The sequence below is a fragment of the Chryseobacterium sp. CY350 genome, assembly GCF_027945075.1.
GTDB lineage: Bacteria > Bacteroidota > Bacteroidia > Flavobacteriales > Weeksellaceae > Chryseobacterium.
Genome location: NZ_CP116034.1, coordinates 1,394,005 through 1,411,678, shown reverse-complemented (window position 1 = coordinate 1,411,678; position 17,674 = coordinate 1,394,005). Strand labels below are relative to the sequence as shown.

Sequence of the window (17,674 nt, the reverse complement as noted above, 5' to 3'; positions counted from 1 at the left end):
AAACCACTATTTGCTTTTAGATAATTCTAGCTAAATCTTCTATATTTCAACTTTTTTCGGAATTTTTTGTCAATTATTTATCCAATTTCCTTAGCATAAATTTAATTTGGCAAAATAATTGTTACCACTTTTGCGGAGTACTAAAAACGTACTGCATTTTCTTAAACCAAACCAAAATTATAGTATTATGAAAAATTCAATTCTGACAATGTTAGCTTTGGCTGCACTTACAGCATGTAACAAAAAAGAAAACACAACAACTGCTGATACGGTAGACACTACAGCAATGACTTCTCCTGCAGACACATCAATGGCGCTCAACGATTCTGCCACTGTATCTGGTACAAACACAGATGCTACAGCAAATGCATTAAGTGATCAGGATAAAAAATTTGCTGATGCAGCTGCACAGGGAGGTATGATGGAAGTGATGTTAGGTGATCTTGCAGCAAAAACATCTACCAATGCAACTGTAAAGGCATTGGGCGAAATGATGGCAAAAGATCATGGGAAAGCTAATGATGAGCTGAAAAAATGGGCTGCAACTGCAGGCTACACTTTACCAACAAGTATGAATGCAGATCAGCAAAAAAAACATGATGAATTAAAAATGAAAAAGGGAGCAGAGTTTGACAAAATGTATGTTGATCTTATGGTAAGCGACCACAAAAAAGATATTGCAGATTTCAAGAAAGAAGCATCAGAAGGTTCTGAAGCTTCGCTTAAAGGTTTTGCAGGAAAAACGGTTCCTACTTTGGAGCATCATTTGATGGAATCTGAAAAGGCAAAAGCAGCATTAAAGTAGCAGATTAATTTTCAACTTTACATAAGCTATTTCTGGAAGATTTGAATTTAAAAGATTTAAATCCAACAGAAATAGCTTTTTTCTTTTTAGAGCATTCTCTCCTTTGGATGTTTTATTCAAAAAAATGATCGTTATTTTTCTCTAAAATGAGAAAATTACGCTTCTATATGATTTGAATCATTTTCTTTCTTTTTTTAAAGTCCTAATTTCGAAATAACGAATAAATCGATGATCACAGTTATCTGATTCTGAGATTTATTTTTGATGCAGACCGGCGAGAAGTTGTCGCATCAGTTACCACATCACACCAATTAAAATATTAATATGAAAGCAGCAGTTTTTCACTCGCCGGGTAATATTACCTGCGATACAGTAGACGATCCTAAAATTCAGGATCAAAATGATATCATTCTTCGTGTAACTTCAACAGCCATTTGCGGCAGCGATCTGCATATGTATTCCGGTGGTATACCGCAACCTCGTCCTATGGTTATGGGGCACGAGTTTATGGGAATAGTAGAGGAAGTGGGTAAAAATATCAGTCATCTTTCGGTAGGTGACCGTGTTGTGGTGCCTTTCCCGGTGGCATGCGGCGGTTGCTACTTCTGTCAGCACGATCTTCCTTCGGGTTGCGAACATTCTAATCCTCAGAATTACGGTCCGGAAGGCGGTCTCGTTACTGAAAAGGGCGGAGGAATGTTTGGCTACACAGATCTTTATGGTGGCTATGATGGCGGACAGGCGCAATATGTTAGAGTTCCTTATGCTAATTTTGGTCCGCGAAAAGTTGCAGATTCTCTTACCGACGAGCAGGTATTATTTCTTACGGATATTTTTCCTACGGGATATACGGGAGTGATGTGGGCAGATCTAAAAGGAGGCGAAACTGTGGCGATTTTTGGGGCTGGTCCTGTGGGATCAATGGCGGTAAAAAGTGCTTTTCTATATAAAGCAAAAAAAGTAATCGTCGTCGATACTGTACAATACAGATTAGATCAGATAAAAAATCTTACGGGTTGCGAAACTATTCTTTGGGAAGATGCTAAGCAAACTGTCGACCAGATCAGAAGTATGACCGATGGCAGAGGCGCAGATCTTTGTATTGATGCAGTAGGATTCGAACCCGATAGAAATCTTATCGACAGAGCAAAAGCTTTGGTCAACTTCGAAAAAGGATCTGTGAAAGTTTTGGAAGCTTGTATAAGCGGAGTGCGTCGTGGCGGGTTTGTTTCCATATTAGGCGTTTACCCGATGAACTACGATAATTTCAGAGTTGGGCAGATTTTCGATAAAGGAATTACTCTGAAAGCAGGTCAATCTCCTGTACACGCAGTCATAGACAAATTAATGAAATATGTAGAAACGGGACAGGTAAAACTTGATGATATTATTACCCACAGACTTTCACTTGATGACGTTGCAAAAGGATATGAACTTTTTGACAAAAAACAGGATGGCTGCGTAAAAGTAGTCTTAGATCCCTGGAGATAATCAACAGAGTTGCTTTCTATTAAAGCAGTTTTTCACAAACAATTAAAAATATGAAATTTCAACATTCTTTGCTGAACGAGATCAGCAGATCGTTAAAGAACACCCATAAATCAATATCAGTAGCTGAAAGTGTGACTTCCGGCTATCTGCAATTTTCATTTTCTCAGATGAAGGATGCTTCGGAATTTTATAAAGGCGGGCTTACTGCATATACACTTGAAGAAAAAGTAAATCTGCTGAATGTAGATAAAACTGAAGCAGAAAAAGTTGATTGTGTATCACAGAATATTGCTGATCAGATGGCATTTAATGTGGCAAAACTTTTTAATTCTGATTGGGGAATTGCAGTAACAGGATATGCAACACCGGTTGCAGAATCTCAATTTAAAATCTTTGCATACTTCACAATAGTATTTAAAAATAAAGTGATTGTAGCAGAGAAAATCGAACTTGATGATAAAACGGATGCACTTAACGCCCAAATATATTATGCAGAATTTATTTTGGAATCGCTAAATAAAAATCTGAATACTCAACACTAAAATCAAGAAATATGGAAACTAAAAATCAATATGCACTCGTTACCGGGGCAACAAGCGGAATAGGGTATGAGTTGGCAAAATTATTTGCAAAAAACGGTTACAATCTGGCTATCGTTGCAAGAAATTTAGAAGAATTATCTGCGAAAGCCGAAGAATTTGAACAATTTGGAGTAACAGTTTTACCCATTGCGAAAGATTTTTTTAATATTCAGGAAGTATATGATGTTTATGCCGAACTCAAATTAAAAGGAATCAGCCCGGAAATATTGGTAAATGACGCGGGTCAGGGAGTTTATGGCAAATTTCAGGATACAGAAATCAGCCGAGAAGTGGATATTGTAAATCTCAATATCAATTCTGTATTAATTTTAACTAAACTTTTCTTGCAAGACCGTCTCGAAAAAGGTTCTGGTAAAATTCTGAATCTGGCATCGATCGCCAGCAAAGCTCCCGGACCTTGGCATTCTGTTTATCATGGGACAAAAGCTTTTATATTATCGTGGTCTGAGGCCATCCGGGAAGAGTTGAAAGATTCGGGAATTACCGTTACGGCTCTTCTTCCGGGACCTACCGATACAGATTTCTTTAATAAAGCAGATATGAACAGAAGCAAAATTTTGGAAGATAAAAACAACCTGTCGACACCTGAAGAAGTAGCTAAAGATGGTTTTGAGGCACTGATGAGTGGAGAAGAGAGAGTTATTTCAGGATTAAAGAATAAGCTTACCGTTGCTATGTCAAACCTTGCAACAGACAGTATGGCAGCACATAGAATGGGAGAAATGCAAAAACCTGTAGATCAAAAATAGTAGTTATGGATAATAGGCAATTAAAAGATAAATCGGTTCTTATAACCGGAGCAGATAGTGGGATAGGAAAAGCTGTGGCGTTGCTTTTTGCTAAAGAAGGAGCCAACATCTCATTCGTTCATTACAATGATCATGAAGATGCTGAAGAAACTAAAAAGGAAATTCAGGAGCTAGGTGTAAAATCTATTGCATTGGGAGGTGATATCAATGATAATCAGTTTTGTCAGGATGTGGTATCAAAAACAATTTCAGAATTTGGAGGCATTGACATTCTTGTAAACAATGCAGGAACGCAGATTCCATGCGATGATATTGCTGAGATAGAAGAGGAAAATATCAGAAAAACATTTAATTCAAATATAGTCGGTATGATTCTGCTGACAAAAGCAGCTTTTCCTTATTTAAAAAGCGGAAGCTCTGTGATCAATACGACCTCTGCCGTCGCTTATCAGGGGCATGAAGAATTGATTGATTATTCTGCTACCAAAGGAGCAATTGTTTCTTTTACCCGCTCGCTTGCATTACAGTCTAAGCCGAAAGGAATACGTGTAAATGCAGTTGCGCCGGGTCCTGTTGCAACGCCGCTTACTGAGGAAACTTTTGGAGACAGCGAAGATGACGAAAGCAAACCTCCGTTTGAAAGAAAGGCTACCACAGAAGAAGTTGCATCCAGTTATTTATTTCTGGCAACAGATGCGTCAGTACAGATGACGGGTCAGGTTTTACATCCGAATGGTGGTTTGATTGTAAATGGATAAATAATATGAACGGCGTTATCATTCAGTTTTTTCATTGGTATCATCCGGGTAATCTCTGGAATGAGTTTGCAGATAAAGCAATTTTTCTAAAAGAATTGGGTTTTACTGCTGTGTGGCTTCCGCCAGCGACAAAATGTAGTGAAAATCTGCGTGGTCGTGGATATGATATTTATGATCAATACGATTTGGGTGAATTTGACCAGAAAGGAGGAATTCCAACAAGATACGGGACTAAGCATGAATATTTAAATTCTATTGAGAAAGCACATGAAGCGGGTTTGCACGTCTATGCCGACATAGTTTTGAATCATCGGATGGGAGGCGATGAAGAGGAACAGATCACCGTTCATGAGGTCAGCGAAGAAGACAGAAATATAAAAATTGCTGAGGCTTTCATGGCAAAAGCACTGACGAAGTTTACTTTCCCAGGTAGAAACGGAAAATATTCAGAATTTATATGGAACCATCAATGTTTCAGTGGAATTGACAATATTAAAAAAGACAACCGTAAAATCAAAGGTATTTTTAAAATTCATAATGAATACGGCGAAGAATGGAATGATGCAGTTAGCCATCAGTTTGGAAATTATGATTATCTCATGGGCGCAGACATCGAATACAGAAATCCAAAGGTTGTTCAGGAAATGAAGACCTGGATCAAATGGTATCTGGAAACCACCAAGGCAGACGGAATCAGGGTGGATGCGCTCAAGCATATTTCTCTCGACTTTTTGAAAGAATGGATAAGCTATATTAAAAAAGAAATAAACCCTGATTTATTTATCCTTGGTGAATTTTGGAAAGACGAAGCCGAAAAAATCAATGATTTCTCGCAAGAGATGAACGATTTAATCTCATGCTTTGATGCGCCTCTGCATTATAATTTTTTTAATGCATCAAATGAGGGAAAAGATTATGACTTAAGAAAGGTTCTCGACGGCAGCTTTCTGGAAAGAAAACCAATTTTTTCTGTTTCATTTGTTGAAAATCACGACACACAGAGACTTCAGTCGTTAGAATCATCAGTACGCAGTTGGTTTAAACCTATTGCGTATGCAATTATTCTTCTTACAAAAGATGCCTATCCGTGCGTGTTTTATCCTGATCTTTTTGGGGCAGAATATACTGATCAGAAAGATGGCGAAGAGCAGCATATTATAATGCCGAAAGTAGAGATTTTACCAAAACTTATGGAGGCAAGAAAGCTTTTTGCACATGGTGAACAGATAAAGTATTTTGATCATAAAAACTGTATTGCTTTTGTTAGAAAGGGCGAAAAAGATCATCCCGGTTGCGTGGTGATCATTTCTAACAGCGGTGAGGGTTACAAAGAAATAGACTTGGGGAAAGAATTTGCAAATTCTGTCTTCAGAGATTTTTTAAATATTAGAAATGATGAAATTATTTTAGACGACAACGGAAAAGGAATATTCAAGGTCAATATGTGTTCTGTGAGTGTTTGGATAAAAAATGATTTTTATTCTGACTAAATAATTTAATTTTTATAAAAAGAAATGCCGAAACATAGTTTTTTATATCGCAACAGTCTCGGGATCGTACTGATCGCTTTAATGCTTGTATGTCTTTACGGACAGTTTGTAACAGGCTGGAGAACAGAGAATAAAGAACTGGCGGAAGAAGGTCAGAAACTTCTGGGTATGGGCGACTATCTGCAGAGCGGCCATTTTATCCAGGCAACGTTCGAAAACTGGGAAAGTGAGTTCCTGCAAATGATGCTGTATGTTTTACTCACTGTTTTTTTACGGCAGAGAGGCTCTAGCGAGTCAAAATCTTTAGACAAAAAAGAAGATGTTGACGAAGAGCCAAAACCGCATTCGAAAGCACCGTGGCCAGTCAAAAAAGGTGGAGTTTGGCTTAAATTTTACAAGCATTCTCTTTCTATTGCTTTTGCATTGCTTTTTTTAGTAAGTTTTGCCCTTCATTTTTATGGAAGTTATAAAGATTATTTTGAAAGTCAGTCTGCCAAAAAGTTGTCGGCTGTAAGTGCTCAAAGTTATTTTTTTGATGCTAGATTTTGGTTTGAGTCATTCCAGAACTGGCAGAGCGAATTTTTAGCTGTCGCTTCCATCGTTATTTTATCGGTTTGGCTGAGGAAAAAAGGATCTCCGGAATCAAAACCCGTAGATATGCCACACAATGAAAACTAAATCAATTCTATTAACCTGAAATTATATTATGTTGAAACCAAAAGAAATTCCAAATGTTCCTGTGCAGGAAAAAGGAAGTTTTCATGATACAGAAAGCGTGAAGTTTTTTGATCATCAAGATCTTGCACGTAAAAATTATCAGATTTTAAAAGACAGATTTTTATCGGTTAATTACTGGGATTATTATTCGAAATCAAAAGGTGCAGAATTTAAACTGCACACCAAGGAGGGAATCCTGAAAAAAAGACTTCCTGAAATCGGTGATTTTATCAGAATAGACATTCCGGGCCCGGGAAACTTCGAAGCGAGAGGATACGACTGGGTGGAGATCGCCGATCTTTATTCAGAAGAATTTATAAACGGTGAAACTTTAGAATCTTACGTGATGGTCTGCCGGCCTTCCGGAGTTCCAGGCAGAGACGATACTCATACCGCACACTTTTACGGTAGTGATGCTACATCGACATTCATCATTTCCCGAGGTGACGATTTTATAAAGTTTGGAGTCTACGGTCGTAATGAGTCTCCGAATTTAGATGCAAACATTGCCGATAAAGCCAGAAATTTAATGATCGCTCTAGGTGGAATGGTAGGTCTCTCAAAAATACAGTGGCAAATTCTCACAGACAGTCTTGTAGATTTTTAATTTAATTTTTAGGATTAAATTTTAAAACAATTTTTGAGTAAAATTTCTATTATCAAAGATCGTTTGGCAAAAAATTTGTTTTCTTAAAAGCGTGAAATATCTATCATTAAAGTAACTATTTTTATTTTTAAATAGCTGTTAATGTATAGGTTATAAAATATTTTTTTCAGTATGACTATGATCATAGGATGGCTTTTCAGCATTTTATAGCTTTGAAATACCAAATTAAAAAATCTATTATATGAAATCAATTATCACAACAGCACTCATCTTAGGGCTTACTCTTATCAGTTGTAAAAAAGAAGTACAAACAACCACTCCTACAGGTGCAGATACTTCTACTTCCGCAGATTCTACGTATATGAATCCTTCTAATTCTTCACCTATGCCGTCTGATACAATTTCGGGAACTTCGTCTGGAACAGGCGATACCATGTCTGGTAGAGGTCAGAATAGAGATTCTGCTACCACTACCACATCAAGGTAAATTATTTTAATTTTTAAAACCAGTCTATAAGCAAAGCATCAGATGCTTTGACGGCTATTTTACTGTCATTTTTTAAGCATACCGTCTTGGCGGTGTGAAGGTAAAGTAATGTCTAAAAACAAAAAAGCAGCTGCAATTCAATACTAGTCACGGATTGTAGTGAATCACTAAATATTAATTTCAAAAAAGTAAATGTTATGAACACTAGAAATTCAAACAACAGAAATTCCGGTAGAAACTCTGGAAGAAATTCATCAAACAACGATCAGTCGAGTCTTGAAGAAGCTTACCAACTAGGCTACGATCACGGATACAGTGACGGAAGCGAAGATGAAGATTATGACGATGACTTCTCAGATTATGAAGATTACTTCGATGATGATGATTCGTATGAAAACAGCTACGACGATGACGACGATTATGATGATGACGATTACGATGATGATGATTATGACGATGATGATTATGACGACGAAGACGACAATGATAACCGTGGAAGAGGAAACTCAGGAAACGGAAACCAGCAGCGTGACAGCCAGGGAAGATTTACTTCAGGCGGACGCGGCAGATCTAGCGGTTCCCGTTCAGGATCGCAATCTGGCGTCGGCTCATCGAGAGGCGGTGGCAGAGGTTCTTCTTCAGGACAGGGAAGAGGAAGATCATCTGGCGGCGACACGTCTAGAAGAGGTTTTGCATCCATGAGTAAGGCTGAGCGTACAAGAATTGCCAGAATGGGTGGCCAGGCTTCTCACGGAGGCGGTAGATCTTCAGGTTCAAACAATAGTAACAGTTCACGTTCAGGAAATGGTGGCTCAGGCAGAGGACGAAACAGCGGCTCAGGCGGAAACAACAGAGGCGGCTCTTCTGGTGGTGGTACTTCAAGAAGAGGTTTTGCATCGATGAGCAAATCTGAACGTACAAGAATAGCTCGTATGGGCGGTCAGGCTTCTCACGGAGGCGGAAGATCATCAGGATCTGGCAGATCAGGATTCGGAGGCAGACGTAATTCATAATTCTTTTTTCTTGATTGCCTCTTAGAAAATTTTAAGGGGCAATTTTTAATAATCTTAAAACCAATCACATTATGGCCACTAAAACAACAGAAAATAGTACAGCAGCAGATTCTACAGAAAAAAAAATGCAGGTAGACAACGCAAAAGTGAATGAAAAAGAGATGAAAAATGCACCTCTTCACAAGTTCTTTGTTGATGCTCTTAAAGATATTTATTATGCCGAGCACAAACTTGTTGATGCATTGCAAAAAATGGGTGATGCTGCAACTACCGAAGAGCTGAAAGATGCATTTGAAGATCATCAGTTACAGACCAAAAAACACATCAGCAGATTAGATAAAGTATTTAAATCGATCGACGAAACGCCCGAACAAAAAACCTGCGAAGCGATGGATGGTCTTATCAAAGAAGGCGAAGAGATCATAAAATCTACAGAAGAAGGTTCTATGACCAGAGATGCAGCTCTTATCATTGCAGCTCAGAAAGTAGAGCATTATGAGATTGCTACTTATGGAGGTCTCGTACAGCTTGCCATCACAATGGGACACGATAAAGCGGCTGATCTTTTAGAAAAAACATTACAGGAAGAGGAAGATACCGATTATAATCTTACTGAGATTGCTGAAACACACATCAACTTCGATGCACAGCAGGAAGGTTAAATCTCACAAAAAAACAAGTCATACAGAATAAATGTATGACTTGTTTTCAAAAGATATTTTGATCGTACGTTATTCGGCTTTTAAAAATATTACCGAAACAAATTATATTTAAATTAAAATAATCATGGAATTCGATAAAGCACTATTAGAAGAGATCAATGAGAGTTTTATGTCCGGAAACGAGACCATTTGTATCGCAGAAAGTGTGACTTCAGGTCTTTTGCAGGTAGCATTTTCAGAAATGATCAATTCAAAATTATTTTATAAAGGTGGCATTATCGTGCATACTCCGGATAAAATTGTGAAACTTCTGAAAGTGGATATTGCTGAGATTAAAAACTGCAACTGCGTTTCTAGTTTTGTGGCAGATACGATGGGTCGCCACGCATCAAAAATTTTCGAAAGTGAATGGTGCATTGCAACTTCCGGCTACTGTACCCCGGAAAGAGATTCGGCGTACGAGATATTTGCTTATTATTCCATTTTGTACAAAGGAACTGTTGTTTTCTCTGATAAACTGATGCTTGATAAGAAAGCTGAATCTCTCAACATCAAATTATATTACACCGAGCAAATTTTGCAGAGATTTCTCGGTCATCTAAAGCTACACCAAATCATAAAAAATGAAGTGGGAATTGATGAATAATAGGATGAGCTTAAAGGCTATAACAATTAAATATTTAATTTTTTTTAAATGAAACTTCTTCTACTTAATTTTTTATTATTCTTCAACCTTTATCATGCGCAGGAACTGAACGCCTCGCACATGACTGAGATTGCTCAGCACGAATTTGCCGATCTTGACGGAATAATGATTTCCAGATTTGGTTTTAAAAGATTTGAAGATATTGAAGACGTCAACCAAAAAGTTTATACTAATGACAGTGACAATACAGAAAAGCTCATGGTTATTACAGTAATAAAAAACCCAAAAGCTTGTTCGAATATTCTCAGCATTGTCAACGGATCTGCAGCTCGTATAACCAGATTAAAAGAAGAACTGCCAAAAGAAGGCTATCAATACGCCGGTAAAAAGAAAATGTCTGAAGATATTTTGGTTTCTCAATTCACAAAAGAAAATATGACGGTTTCAGTTACCGATCATGTAACCGGAATTGGAGCTTACCAAATATTACTGACCTGCAGATAATTATTTAAATAAAACAGATAAATCACCTAAATCAATTATATATGGAAATTTTAGCATGGATTTTTGTTGGCCTAATAATTGGAATTATTGCAAAGTTGGGAACCCATCAACCGACTGACGATGATCATAATTTTTCAGTTCTTTTCGGTATTATAGGAGCAGTGGCAGCCGGAGTGATCCTTAATATAACCGATCTCTATTATGAAAATCTGTGGAGTTTTCTCACGATTATCGCACCAATTTCCGGAGCTATATTATTCTTACTTCTTTACCGCAGCTATGACAGGCACCGGTAATATTATTTTAAAATTTATCAATATATATAACTTTTTAGCATCAAATTTTATCCTATGGAAGATCAAATCACAAGACGAAAAGCAATCGGTAAAATAGCAGCCACCATCGCTGTTGCAGCCGTAGCGCCATCTACTTTGGCGCAGACCCCAAATAATAAACCTAAAAATACATCGGTACCGGATCTTACTGATCCTCGAAATAAATATCCCAAGCCACCTTTTAAAAGTCAGTCGCAGCCTTTTCCGGGTTTGGGAAGCAAAATGACCCCAGTTCCAGATCATGGTGAAAAAACATATGTCGGTTCCGGAAGACTTGCCGGAAGAAAGGCACTTATTACAGGTGGTGATTCCGGTATTGGCCGTGCCGCAGCGATAGCTTATGCAAGAGAAGGTGCAGATGTGGCGATCAATTATCTTCCTGCCGAAGAAGAAGATGCACAGCAGGTGATTGAGCTTATCAAAAAAGAAGGCCGAAAAGCCATTGCAATTCCGGGTGACATACGCAGCAAGATGTTCTGTAAAAAACTGGTTGATCAGGCTGTGCAGCAGCTTGGCGGTTTAGATATTCTTGTTAATAATGCCGGACATCAGAAAAGCATAGAATCGATACTTGATATGACTACAGAAGATTTTGACTGGACGATAAAAACCAATATCTATGCGCCATTCTGGATTACAAAAGCAGCCTTGCCTCATATGAAACCCGGCTCTAGCATTATTGGTTTATCATCAGTTCAGGCGTACGATCCTTCGCCGGATCTTTATGATTATGCTCAGACAAAAGCTGCTACAACCAATTATGTTAAATCTTTAGCCAAACAATTGGGGCCAAAAGGAATCAGAGTAAATGGCGTTGCTCCCGGACCAGTCTGGACGCCATTGCAGGTGAGTGGCGGTCAAACACAGGAAAATTTAGTGAAATTCGGAGGCGATACTCCATTGGGAAGACCGGGACAGCCCGCCGAACTTGCCTCTATTTTTGTACAATTGGCAGCAGATGACGCCAGTTTTGCAACAGGACAGATTTACGGAGCGGCCGGAGGAAATGGCCAACCGTAATGCCATGGATTATTTGAGTGAGAGACTGCTTTTTTGGCAGTCTCTTTTTTTTAATTAAAAATATATCTTCCGGTTTTCGATCTTTAAAATTTTATCCTTTTCCATTTTTTTTACAGTTCTGATGACGGTTTCTATCCGCAATCCGGTGATTGATGCCAGTTGCTGCCTCGTGAGAGGAACTTCATATGTATAAGGACTCTGGTCTTCGCTGAAGCTTTTAAAATATTCTAGAATTCCTTTAATCCGAGTATTAGAATATTTTGATGCGTTATTCTGCATCATGATAAATTTGTGATAAAGACGTTCAGAGATAAACTTTCTTACATCTACAGAAGGTTGATGATGATCGTTTAACAGTGACATAAATTTTGATTTTAAAACTTTTATAACTGTGCAATGAGAAATGGTAATTGCGCTAACGGGATAATTTTCATCAATGAAAAGTAAAAGTTCGCACACACTTTGTCCTTTATTCAAAATACTTTGAATAAGTTCTTTTGCACCATCATCAATATGATTTAATTTTACGGCTCCGGTAACGATCTGATAATAATATCTGGGAATTTCTCCTTCATTAAAGATGACTTCCGAAGGCGCGTAATCTTCTGTTATTCCGCCGTAAGATTTTAATAATTCGATGTCAACAAGCATACATTTAGTTTTTGGTTTATTTAGGATTATTAGGAAAATGAAATAAGATTTCCCTCGATTTATGTTTTTAGGTAAATGAATCTCTGCCAAAAGAAAAGATTCTGAAATTGATGACCTATTTTGCGGTTTATACTATTCCCCGTCATGATTCAAACCATTCATTGATGCATCTTTTGCGTTTCAATATAAAATTTTACAAATTGGTGCAGCTTCTGTATTTTTATAATATTGGTATTAATATGCTTTTGTAAATTTAAATTTCACGAGCTACAATTCATCAATCTGTAGGTTTAATAAGTTTGAAGATATAGATAAGCGATTTTCTATGTTCTCAATCTTTATAAAATATTTATCATTTACTGAAATACTTCTCAAAGTGCATGAAAGTCATTTTTTCACATCGTGTAATGCAGTATTTTAAGGTGTGATTTTTATAATAATTTGATTTTTTGTGCATTGTGGGTGGTCAGTTAGAATGGTACAATGCAATAAATTTATCGAAAGGTTTTTTCTTAAATTATGACATAGATCATATTTAAAACTATGAGGTTGAATCTAAATATTGACTTTCACTATAAATTTGTCGTTATGCTCAATTAAATAAAAAGCCCTCTCAAAAAATTGAGAAGGCTAAAACACAAATGATGAAAAAAAATTATTCCGTTTTGTACGGACGAACAAAACTAATCAATTAGAATTTTTGTTCTATATGCGTTAGGTCATATTAATTTTTAAAATTTAGTTTATGACATTGATATTTTTAAAAAATTTTTTACCAAAAAAAATGAAATCTGGATTGAAAAATACTTTATTCAATATTGAAATTAAATAAGATTATTTTTTGACAGAAAATGTAAAGCAAGTTTTCACTTTGTCTGAAGTAACATTTAAAGTTCCGTTGTGAGCTTTTGCTATTTCTGAAGCTATAAACAGACCGAGACCAAGCCCGTTGTGATTAGATTTTGAGCCTTCGCGGTGAAAAGGATGAAATAGATTCTTCATGACCTCTTCCGGAATAGGTTTTCCTTCATTGATTACAGAAACTTCCCAGAATTCTTTGTTTGCTTGTGCATTGATCGTTACCGGAGTTTCTACGGAGCCGTGAGTGATGGCATTTGCTAAAAGGTTTGAAACCAATTGCGCAATTCTTGCAGGATCACACTGCACTTCGGTACTGATGTTGTAGTTTGCCTCGATTCTTCTTTCCGGCCATGCGACCTGTAATTCATCGCTTACCTGATTCAGAAGTTCTGTAAGGTCAACAGATCTCGGGTTGATCGGGATGCCACCGCCAAGTCTGCCTCGTGCAAGATCCATAATATTATCAATCATCTCGTACATTCTTTTTGAGCTGGAATGAATCACGTTCATCAGTTTTTTATCGCGCTCGTTCAACTCTGATCTTTGTAGCAACTGGGCTGCACTCATAATTCCGCCCAGCGGATTTCGAAGATCATGACCAAGCACAGCAATGAACTGTTCACGTATGATTGCATTCTGCTGTTCTATATTAAGATTGTTTTCAGCTAATTTTTTGGCAATTTCAAGATTTTCCTCGTAAAGACGTCTGTCAGATGCTTTGAAAATTGTAAACCGCATAAAAATGGGTTGATTATTCTCGTCTTTTCTTTCGTAACCGTTGATGTAAACCGGCAGCTTGCCTTTTCCGGTATCAATAAGTTCTATAGAAACTTCATCAAAATGACCTTGCATACGAAGCAGAGGCCAAAGATGGGTTTCAAAATATATTTTACCACCAATTGACAGTATTTCAGAGAACCTTTTGCCTGTAAACTGAGCAGGAGAACCACTAAGCCATTGCGCGGCGCAGGAATTGATCTTCGCAATTTTTCCTTCTCCGTCGGTGATCACAAAACCGCATAATGAAGATTCGAAAAAATCATCAAAGTCAGGAGAGTGTATTGGCGAACTGCTGTTAGTCATTCAAGAAATTTCTTATCGCTGCAATGGTTTCTTCAGGCGCGCTCAGGTTGGGGCAATGACCTGTCGCGTTCATGATAACAAGTTTGCTTTCAGGGATTTGCTGATGCATGTAATTACCTACTTCTACTGGTGCAATCACATCATTGCTGCATTGTAAAATAGCTACCGGAATATTAGTTTCAGGTAAAATATCTCGTTTGTCTGATAAAAATGTTGTGCGTGCAAAATGTTTTGCTATTTCAGGATCGGTTTTGCAGAAGCTGTTGGTTAATTCTTCATTCAGATCTTTTCTGTCAGGATTTCCCATGATCACAGGAGCCATCGTTGCAGACCAGCCAAGATGGTTTTTGTTGAGTGATTCTAATAATTCCTCAATCTCAGACCTGCTGAATCCGCCTACGTAATCGTCTTGGTTAATATAAGATGGAGAAGGAGATACCAATACTAAGCTTTTAAAAAGATCAGGTTTTATTTTTGCGGCAATAAGTCCCATCAAGGCACTTACGGAATGCCCTACGAAAACTACATTTTTTAAATTAAGTTCGTTGGCAATTTCTACAATATCCTGCGCATATCCTTCAAGCTCATCATATTTTTCGAAAGAATAGGAAGAAAGATCTGAATTTCCTGCACCCACATGATCAAAGAGAACTGTAGTGTAATTGTCCTGAAAAGCAGGTGAAACGTACCGCCACATATTTTGATCGCAACCAAAACCATGAGCGAAAAGCATAACATTCTCTCCGTTTCCTGTGATTGTGACGTTGTTTCTCTTGAGGACACTCATTAATCAATAGTTTCTGTAAATTTAATGAATAAATGTGGATTAGTAATTAAATTTTCGCAATCAGCACATTTTCAAATTGAAATGCTGAAGGTTTGGTGGTCTTCCGAAAATAAATGTATATTTATATTACCATGAAAATCAAAATTCCAAAATTCAGGAACGATGATGGCTATGGCGGCAAGATAGTTGTAGTAGTCAGTCACCAACATCAAAATATACACCATGAATGTACAGTTAGATACAGATGCTCACACACAAAATCATGTGATCAATTCGGATAAATTTCAGGCAGATGTCTTAGAAGGACTGAAAAATACTCCAAAGAAATTATCTTCAAAGTATTTTTACGATAAAACCGGCGACCGACTTTTTCAGGAAATAATGGCAATGCCGGAATACTATCTTACAAAATGCGAACTCGATATATTTAAAAATAAAACAGAAAAACTTACAGATTTTATCGCTTCAGGAAATGAAGCTTTCGATTTAATTGAGTTGGGAGCCGGCGATGCGATGAAATCTACTTATCTGCTGCAATATTTAGTCGAGCAGGGAGGAGATTTCACCTACATGCCTATCGATATTTCGGGAAATATTTTGTCAGTTTTAAATGAAAAATTAAGTGTTAAAATTCCAAAGCTTGAAATAGTTTCTCTGGAAGGCGACTATTTTGAGATGCTTCATAAGGCGGCTGCAATGTCCTCAAGAAAAAAGGTCGTTCTGTTTTTAGGCAGCAATATCGGAAATATGAATACCGATGAGGCAGAAAATTTTTGCATAGAACTCAAAAAAAATCTCAATTCTGGTGATGTTGTTTTAGTTGGTTTTGATCTAAAGAAAAATCCGCATACTATTCTCAATGCTTATAACGATCAAACAGGAATCACCGCCGCATTCAATCTCAACCTTTTAACACGTATCAATCGTGAACTGAATGCCAATTTTGAAATTAAAAATTTTCAGCATTTTCAGACCTATGATCCTGTAAGTGGAGCCTGCAGAAGTTATCTTGTCAGCCTGAAAGATCAAAACGTAAAAATCTCTGATGAATTTGTTGAATTTAAAGAAAATGAATTAATCGACATGGAGGTTTCCCACAAATTCTCTGAAACTGACATCATCAAATTGGCCGAAAAATCTGGTTTTAAAATTATAGGGCAAATAAAGGATTCTAAAAACTGGTACGTAGATTCAATCTGGCAGGTAATTTAATTTAAAAGAAGTTAACAATGGAAGCAGAAATACTAACTCAGAATTTAGTCAAAAAATATACAGAGATTCGTCAGCACTCGGTAGATATTTGCGAACCTCTAGAAATTGAAGACTACGTTGTTCAGCCAATTATTGACGTGAGTCCGCCGAAATGGCATTTGGGACACACAACTTGGTTTTTTGAAACGTTTATTCTTATCCCAAATATCCCTGATTATGAGGTCTTTGATGCGCAGTACAATTTCGTTTTCAATAGTTATTACGAAACGGTTGGTGCGAGAGTAATCCGTACAGACAGAGGAAATTTGAGCCGTCCATCTGTTTCTGATGTTTATCAATACAGAAAATATGTTGACGAAAAAATGCAGGAATTTTTTCAAAGTAATCTGATGAATGACAGCATTCAATCATTAATGGAATTAGGTCTTAATCACGAGCAGCAGCATCAGGAATTATTAATGACAGACATCAAATATATTTTGGGTCACAATCCGCTTTTTCCGGTTTATAGAAAGGAAAATACTGAGCAAAATAAGGTTAAAGTTCAATCTGAAATGATCAGTTTTCCGGAAGGTGTTTATGAAATTGGTTTTGAAGGAAAAGGATTTTGTTTTGATAATGAATTGGGAAGACATAAAGTATATTTAAATGATTTTGAAATTTCAAGTCAGCTCGTAACCAACGGAGAATATCTGGAATTTATGAAAGCTGACGGCTACTCAGATTTCAGACATTGGCACGCCGAAGGATGGGATTGGGTAAAACAAAATCAAACAAAATCTCCGTTATACTGGCATTTTATCGATGGAAAATGGATGCATTATTCCTTAAACGGTTTACGGGAAATCAATCCCGATGAACCACTTTGCCATATCAATTTCTTCGAAGCTTCAGCTTTTGCATCTTGGAAAGAAATGCGCTTGCCAACGGAAGCAGAGTGGGAAGTTTCATCAAATCATTTCGATTGGGGAAAACGTTGGGAATGGACGAATTCTGCCTATCTGCCTTATCCGGGTTTCAAAAAAGAAGCTGGTGCAGTTGGTGAATATAATGGGAAATTTATGGTCAATCAAACTGTTTTGCGTGGTGCATCAGAGGCAACTCCGAAAGGGCACAGCAGAAATACCTACCGAAATTTTTTCCCGACCAATTTGCAATGGCAATTCACAGGAATCCGTTTGGCGAAATAATTTT

Annotated in this window: 20 protein-coding genes; 17 read left to right on the top strand and 3 right to left on the bottom strand. The window is 37.3% G+C overall.

Annotated elements, in window-relative coordinates; genetic code table 11:
• Window positions 1–187: 187 nt before the first annotated feature.
• From PGH12_RS06400 to PGH12_RS06330, 15 genes are all read left to right on the top strand, one after another.
• Window positions 188–805: a DUF4142 domain-containing protein gene (locus tag PGH12_RS06400; RefSeq protein WP_267597341.1), complete on the top strand. Its 618-nt coding sequence runs from the start codon at window positions 188–190 to the stop codon at window positions 803–805.
• A 324-nt stretch (window positions 806–1,129) separates the two neighbouring features.
• A complete protein-coding gene (locus PGH12_RS06395; protein WP_267597340.1) occupies window positions 1,130–2,296 on the top strand; it encodes a zinc-dependent alcohol dehydrogenase in 1,167 nt (388 codons plus the stop codon).
• Between the two features lie 50 nt (window positions 2,297–2,346).
• Window positions 2,347–2,838 carry a CinA family protein gene (locus tag PGH12_RS06390; protein WP_267597339.1) on the top strand — a complete coding sequence of 164 codons (492 nt, stop codon included), beginning with the start codon at window positions 2,347–2,349 and terminating at the stop codon, window positions 2,836–2,838.
• A gap of 11 nt (window positions 2,839–2,849) precedes the next feature.
• The gene (locus PGH12_RS06385; protein WP_267597338.1) at window positions 2,850–3,647 is read left to right on the top strand and encodes an SDR family NAD(P)-dependent oxidoreductase; all 798 of its coding nucleotides are present in this window, start codon (window positions 2,850–2,852) and stop codon (window positions 3,645–3,647) included.
• Window positions 3,648–3,652: 5 nt separating this feature from the next.
• Entirely contained in the window at window positions 3,653–4,405 is a 753-nt protein-coding gene (locus PGH12_RS06380) for an SDR family oxidoreductase (RefSeq protein ID WP_267597337.1), read from the top strand.
• A 5-nt stretch (window positions 4,406–4,410) separates the two neighbouring features.
• A complete protein-coding gene (locus PGH12_RS06375; RefSeq protein ID WP_267597336.1) occupies window positions 4,411–5,895 on the top strand; it encodes an alpha-amylase in 1,485 nt (494 codons plus the stop codon).
• A gap of 24 nt (window positions 5,896–5,919) precedes the next feature.
• A complete protein-coding gene (locus PGH12_RS06370) occupies window positions 5,920–6,573 on the top strand; it encodes a DUF6766 family protein (protein ID WP_267597335.1) in 654 nt (217 codons plus the stop codon).
• A gap of 28 nt (window positions 6,574–6,601) precedes the next feature.
• A complete protein-coding gene (locus PGH12_RS06365; protein ID WP_267597334.1) occupies window positions 6,602–7,219 on the top strand; it encodes a hypothetical protein in 618 nt (205 codons plus the stop codon).
• A 241-nt stretch (window positions 7,220–7,460) separates the two neighbouring features.
• Complete coding sequence (locus PGH12_RS06360; RefSeq protein WP_267597333.1) at window positions 7,461–7,706, top strand: hypothetical protein; 246 nt, start codon at window positions 7,461–7,463, stop codon at window positions 7,704–7,706.
• Window positions 7,707–7,903: 197 nt separating this feature from the next.
• Window positions 7,904–8,719: a KGG domain-containing protein gene (locus PGH12_RS06355; protein WP_267597332.1), complete on the top strand. Its 816-nt coding sequence runs from the start codon at window positions 7,904–7,906 to the stop codon at window positions 8,717–8,719.
• A gap of 71 nt (window positions 8,720–8,790) precedes the next feature.
• Entirely contained in the window at window positions 8,791–9,381 is a 591-nt protein-coding gene (locus tag PGH12_RS06350; RefSeq protein WP_267597331.1) for a ferritin-like domain-containing protein, read from the top strand.
• A gap of 124 nt (window positions 9,382–9,505) precedes the next feature.
• Window positions 9,506–10,027: a CinA family protein gene (locus PGH12_RS06345; RefSeq protein WP_267597330.1), complete on the top strand. Its 522-nt coding sequence runs from the start codon at window positions 9,506–9,508 to the stop codon at window positions 10,025–10,027.
• Window positions 10,028–10,075: 48 nt separating this feature from the next.
• Window positions 10,076–10,531 (top strand): hypothetical protein, encoded by a 456-nt coding sequence (locus PGH12_RS06340; RefSeq protein WP_267597329.1) that lies wholly within the window; start codon window positions 10,076–10,078, stop codon window positions 10,529–10,531.
• A 41-nt stretch (window positions 10,532–10,572) separates the two neighbouring features.
• On the top strand, window positions 10,573–10,827 hold the full coding sequence (locus PGH12_RS06335; protein ID WP_267597328.1) for a GlsB/YeaQ/YmgE family stress response membrane protein: 255 nt from the start codon (window positions 10,573–10,575) through the stop codon (window positions 10,825–10,827).
• A 54-nt stretch (window positions 10,828–10,881) separates the two neighbouring features.
• Complete coding sequence (locus PGH12_RS06330; protein WP_267597327.1) at window positions 10,882–11,886, top strand: SDR family oxidoreductase; 1,005 nt, start codon at window positions 10,882–10,884, stop codon at window positions 11,884–11,886.
• 54 nt (window positions 11,887–11,940) lie between these two features.
• Here the strand turns inward: PGH12_RS06330 and PGH12_RS06325 are convergent, their stop codons facing one another.
• The 3 genes from PGH12_RS06325 to PGH12_RS06315 all read right to left on the bottom strand — a co-directional run bounded on the left by PGH12_RS06325 (window position 11,941) and on the right by PGH12_RS06315 (window position 15,268).
• A complete protein-coding gene (locus PGH12_RS06325) occupies window positions 11,941–12,537 on the bottom strand; it encodes a Crp/Fnr family transcriptional regulator (RefSeq protein WP_267597326.1) in 597 nt (198 codons plus the stop codon).
• Window positions 12,538–13,371: 834 nt separating this feature from the next.
• Window positions 13,372–14,481: a PAS domain-containing sensor histidine kinase gene (locus tag PGH12_RS06320; protein ID WP_267597325.1), complete on the bottom strand. Its 1,110-nt coding sequence runs from the start codon at window positions 14,479–14,481 to the stop codon at window positions 13,372–13,374.
• The gene (locus tag PGH12_RS06315; protein WP_267597324.1) at window positions 14,474–15,268 is read right to left on the bottom strand and encodes an alpha/beta fold hydrolase; all 795 of its coding nucleotides are present in this window, start codon (window positions 15,266–15,268) and stop codon (window positions 14,474–14,476) included. The genes PGH12_RS06320 and PGH12_RS06315 overlap by 8 nt, the downstream gene beginning before the upstream one ends.
• A gap of 222 nt (window positions 15,269–15,490) precedes the next feature.
• Between PGH12_RS06315 and egtD the strand changes: the two genes are divergently transcribed.
• Together egtD and egtB are read left to right on the top strand one after the other, a co-directional pair.
• Complete coding sequence (gene egtD, locus PGH12_RS06310) at window positions 15,491–16,480, top strand: L-histidine N(alpha)-methyltransferase (protein ID WP_267597323.1); 990 nt, start codon at window positions 15,491–15,493, stop codon at window positions 16,478–16,480.
• Window positions 16,481–16,497: 17 nt separating this feature from the next.
• Entirely contained in the window at window positions 16,498–17,670 is a 1,173-nt protein-coding gene (gene egtB, locus PGH12_RS06305) for an ergothioneine biosynthesis protein EgtB (RefSeq protein ID WP_267597322.1), read from the top strand.
• The last annotated feature ends 4 nt before the right edge of the window (window positions 17,671–17,674 follow it).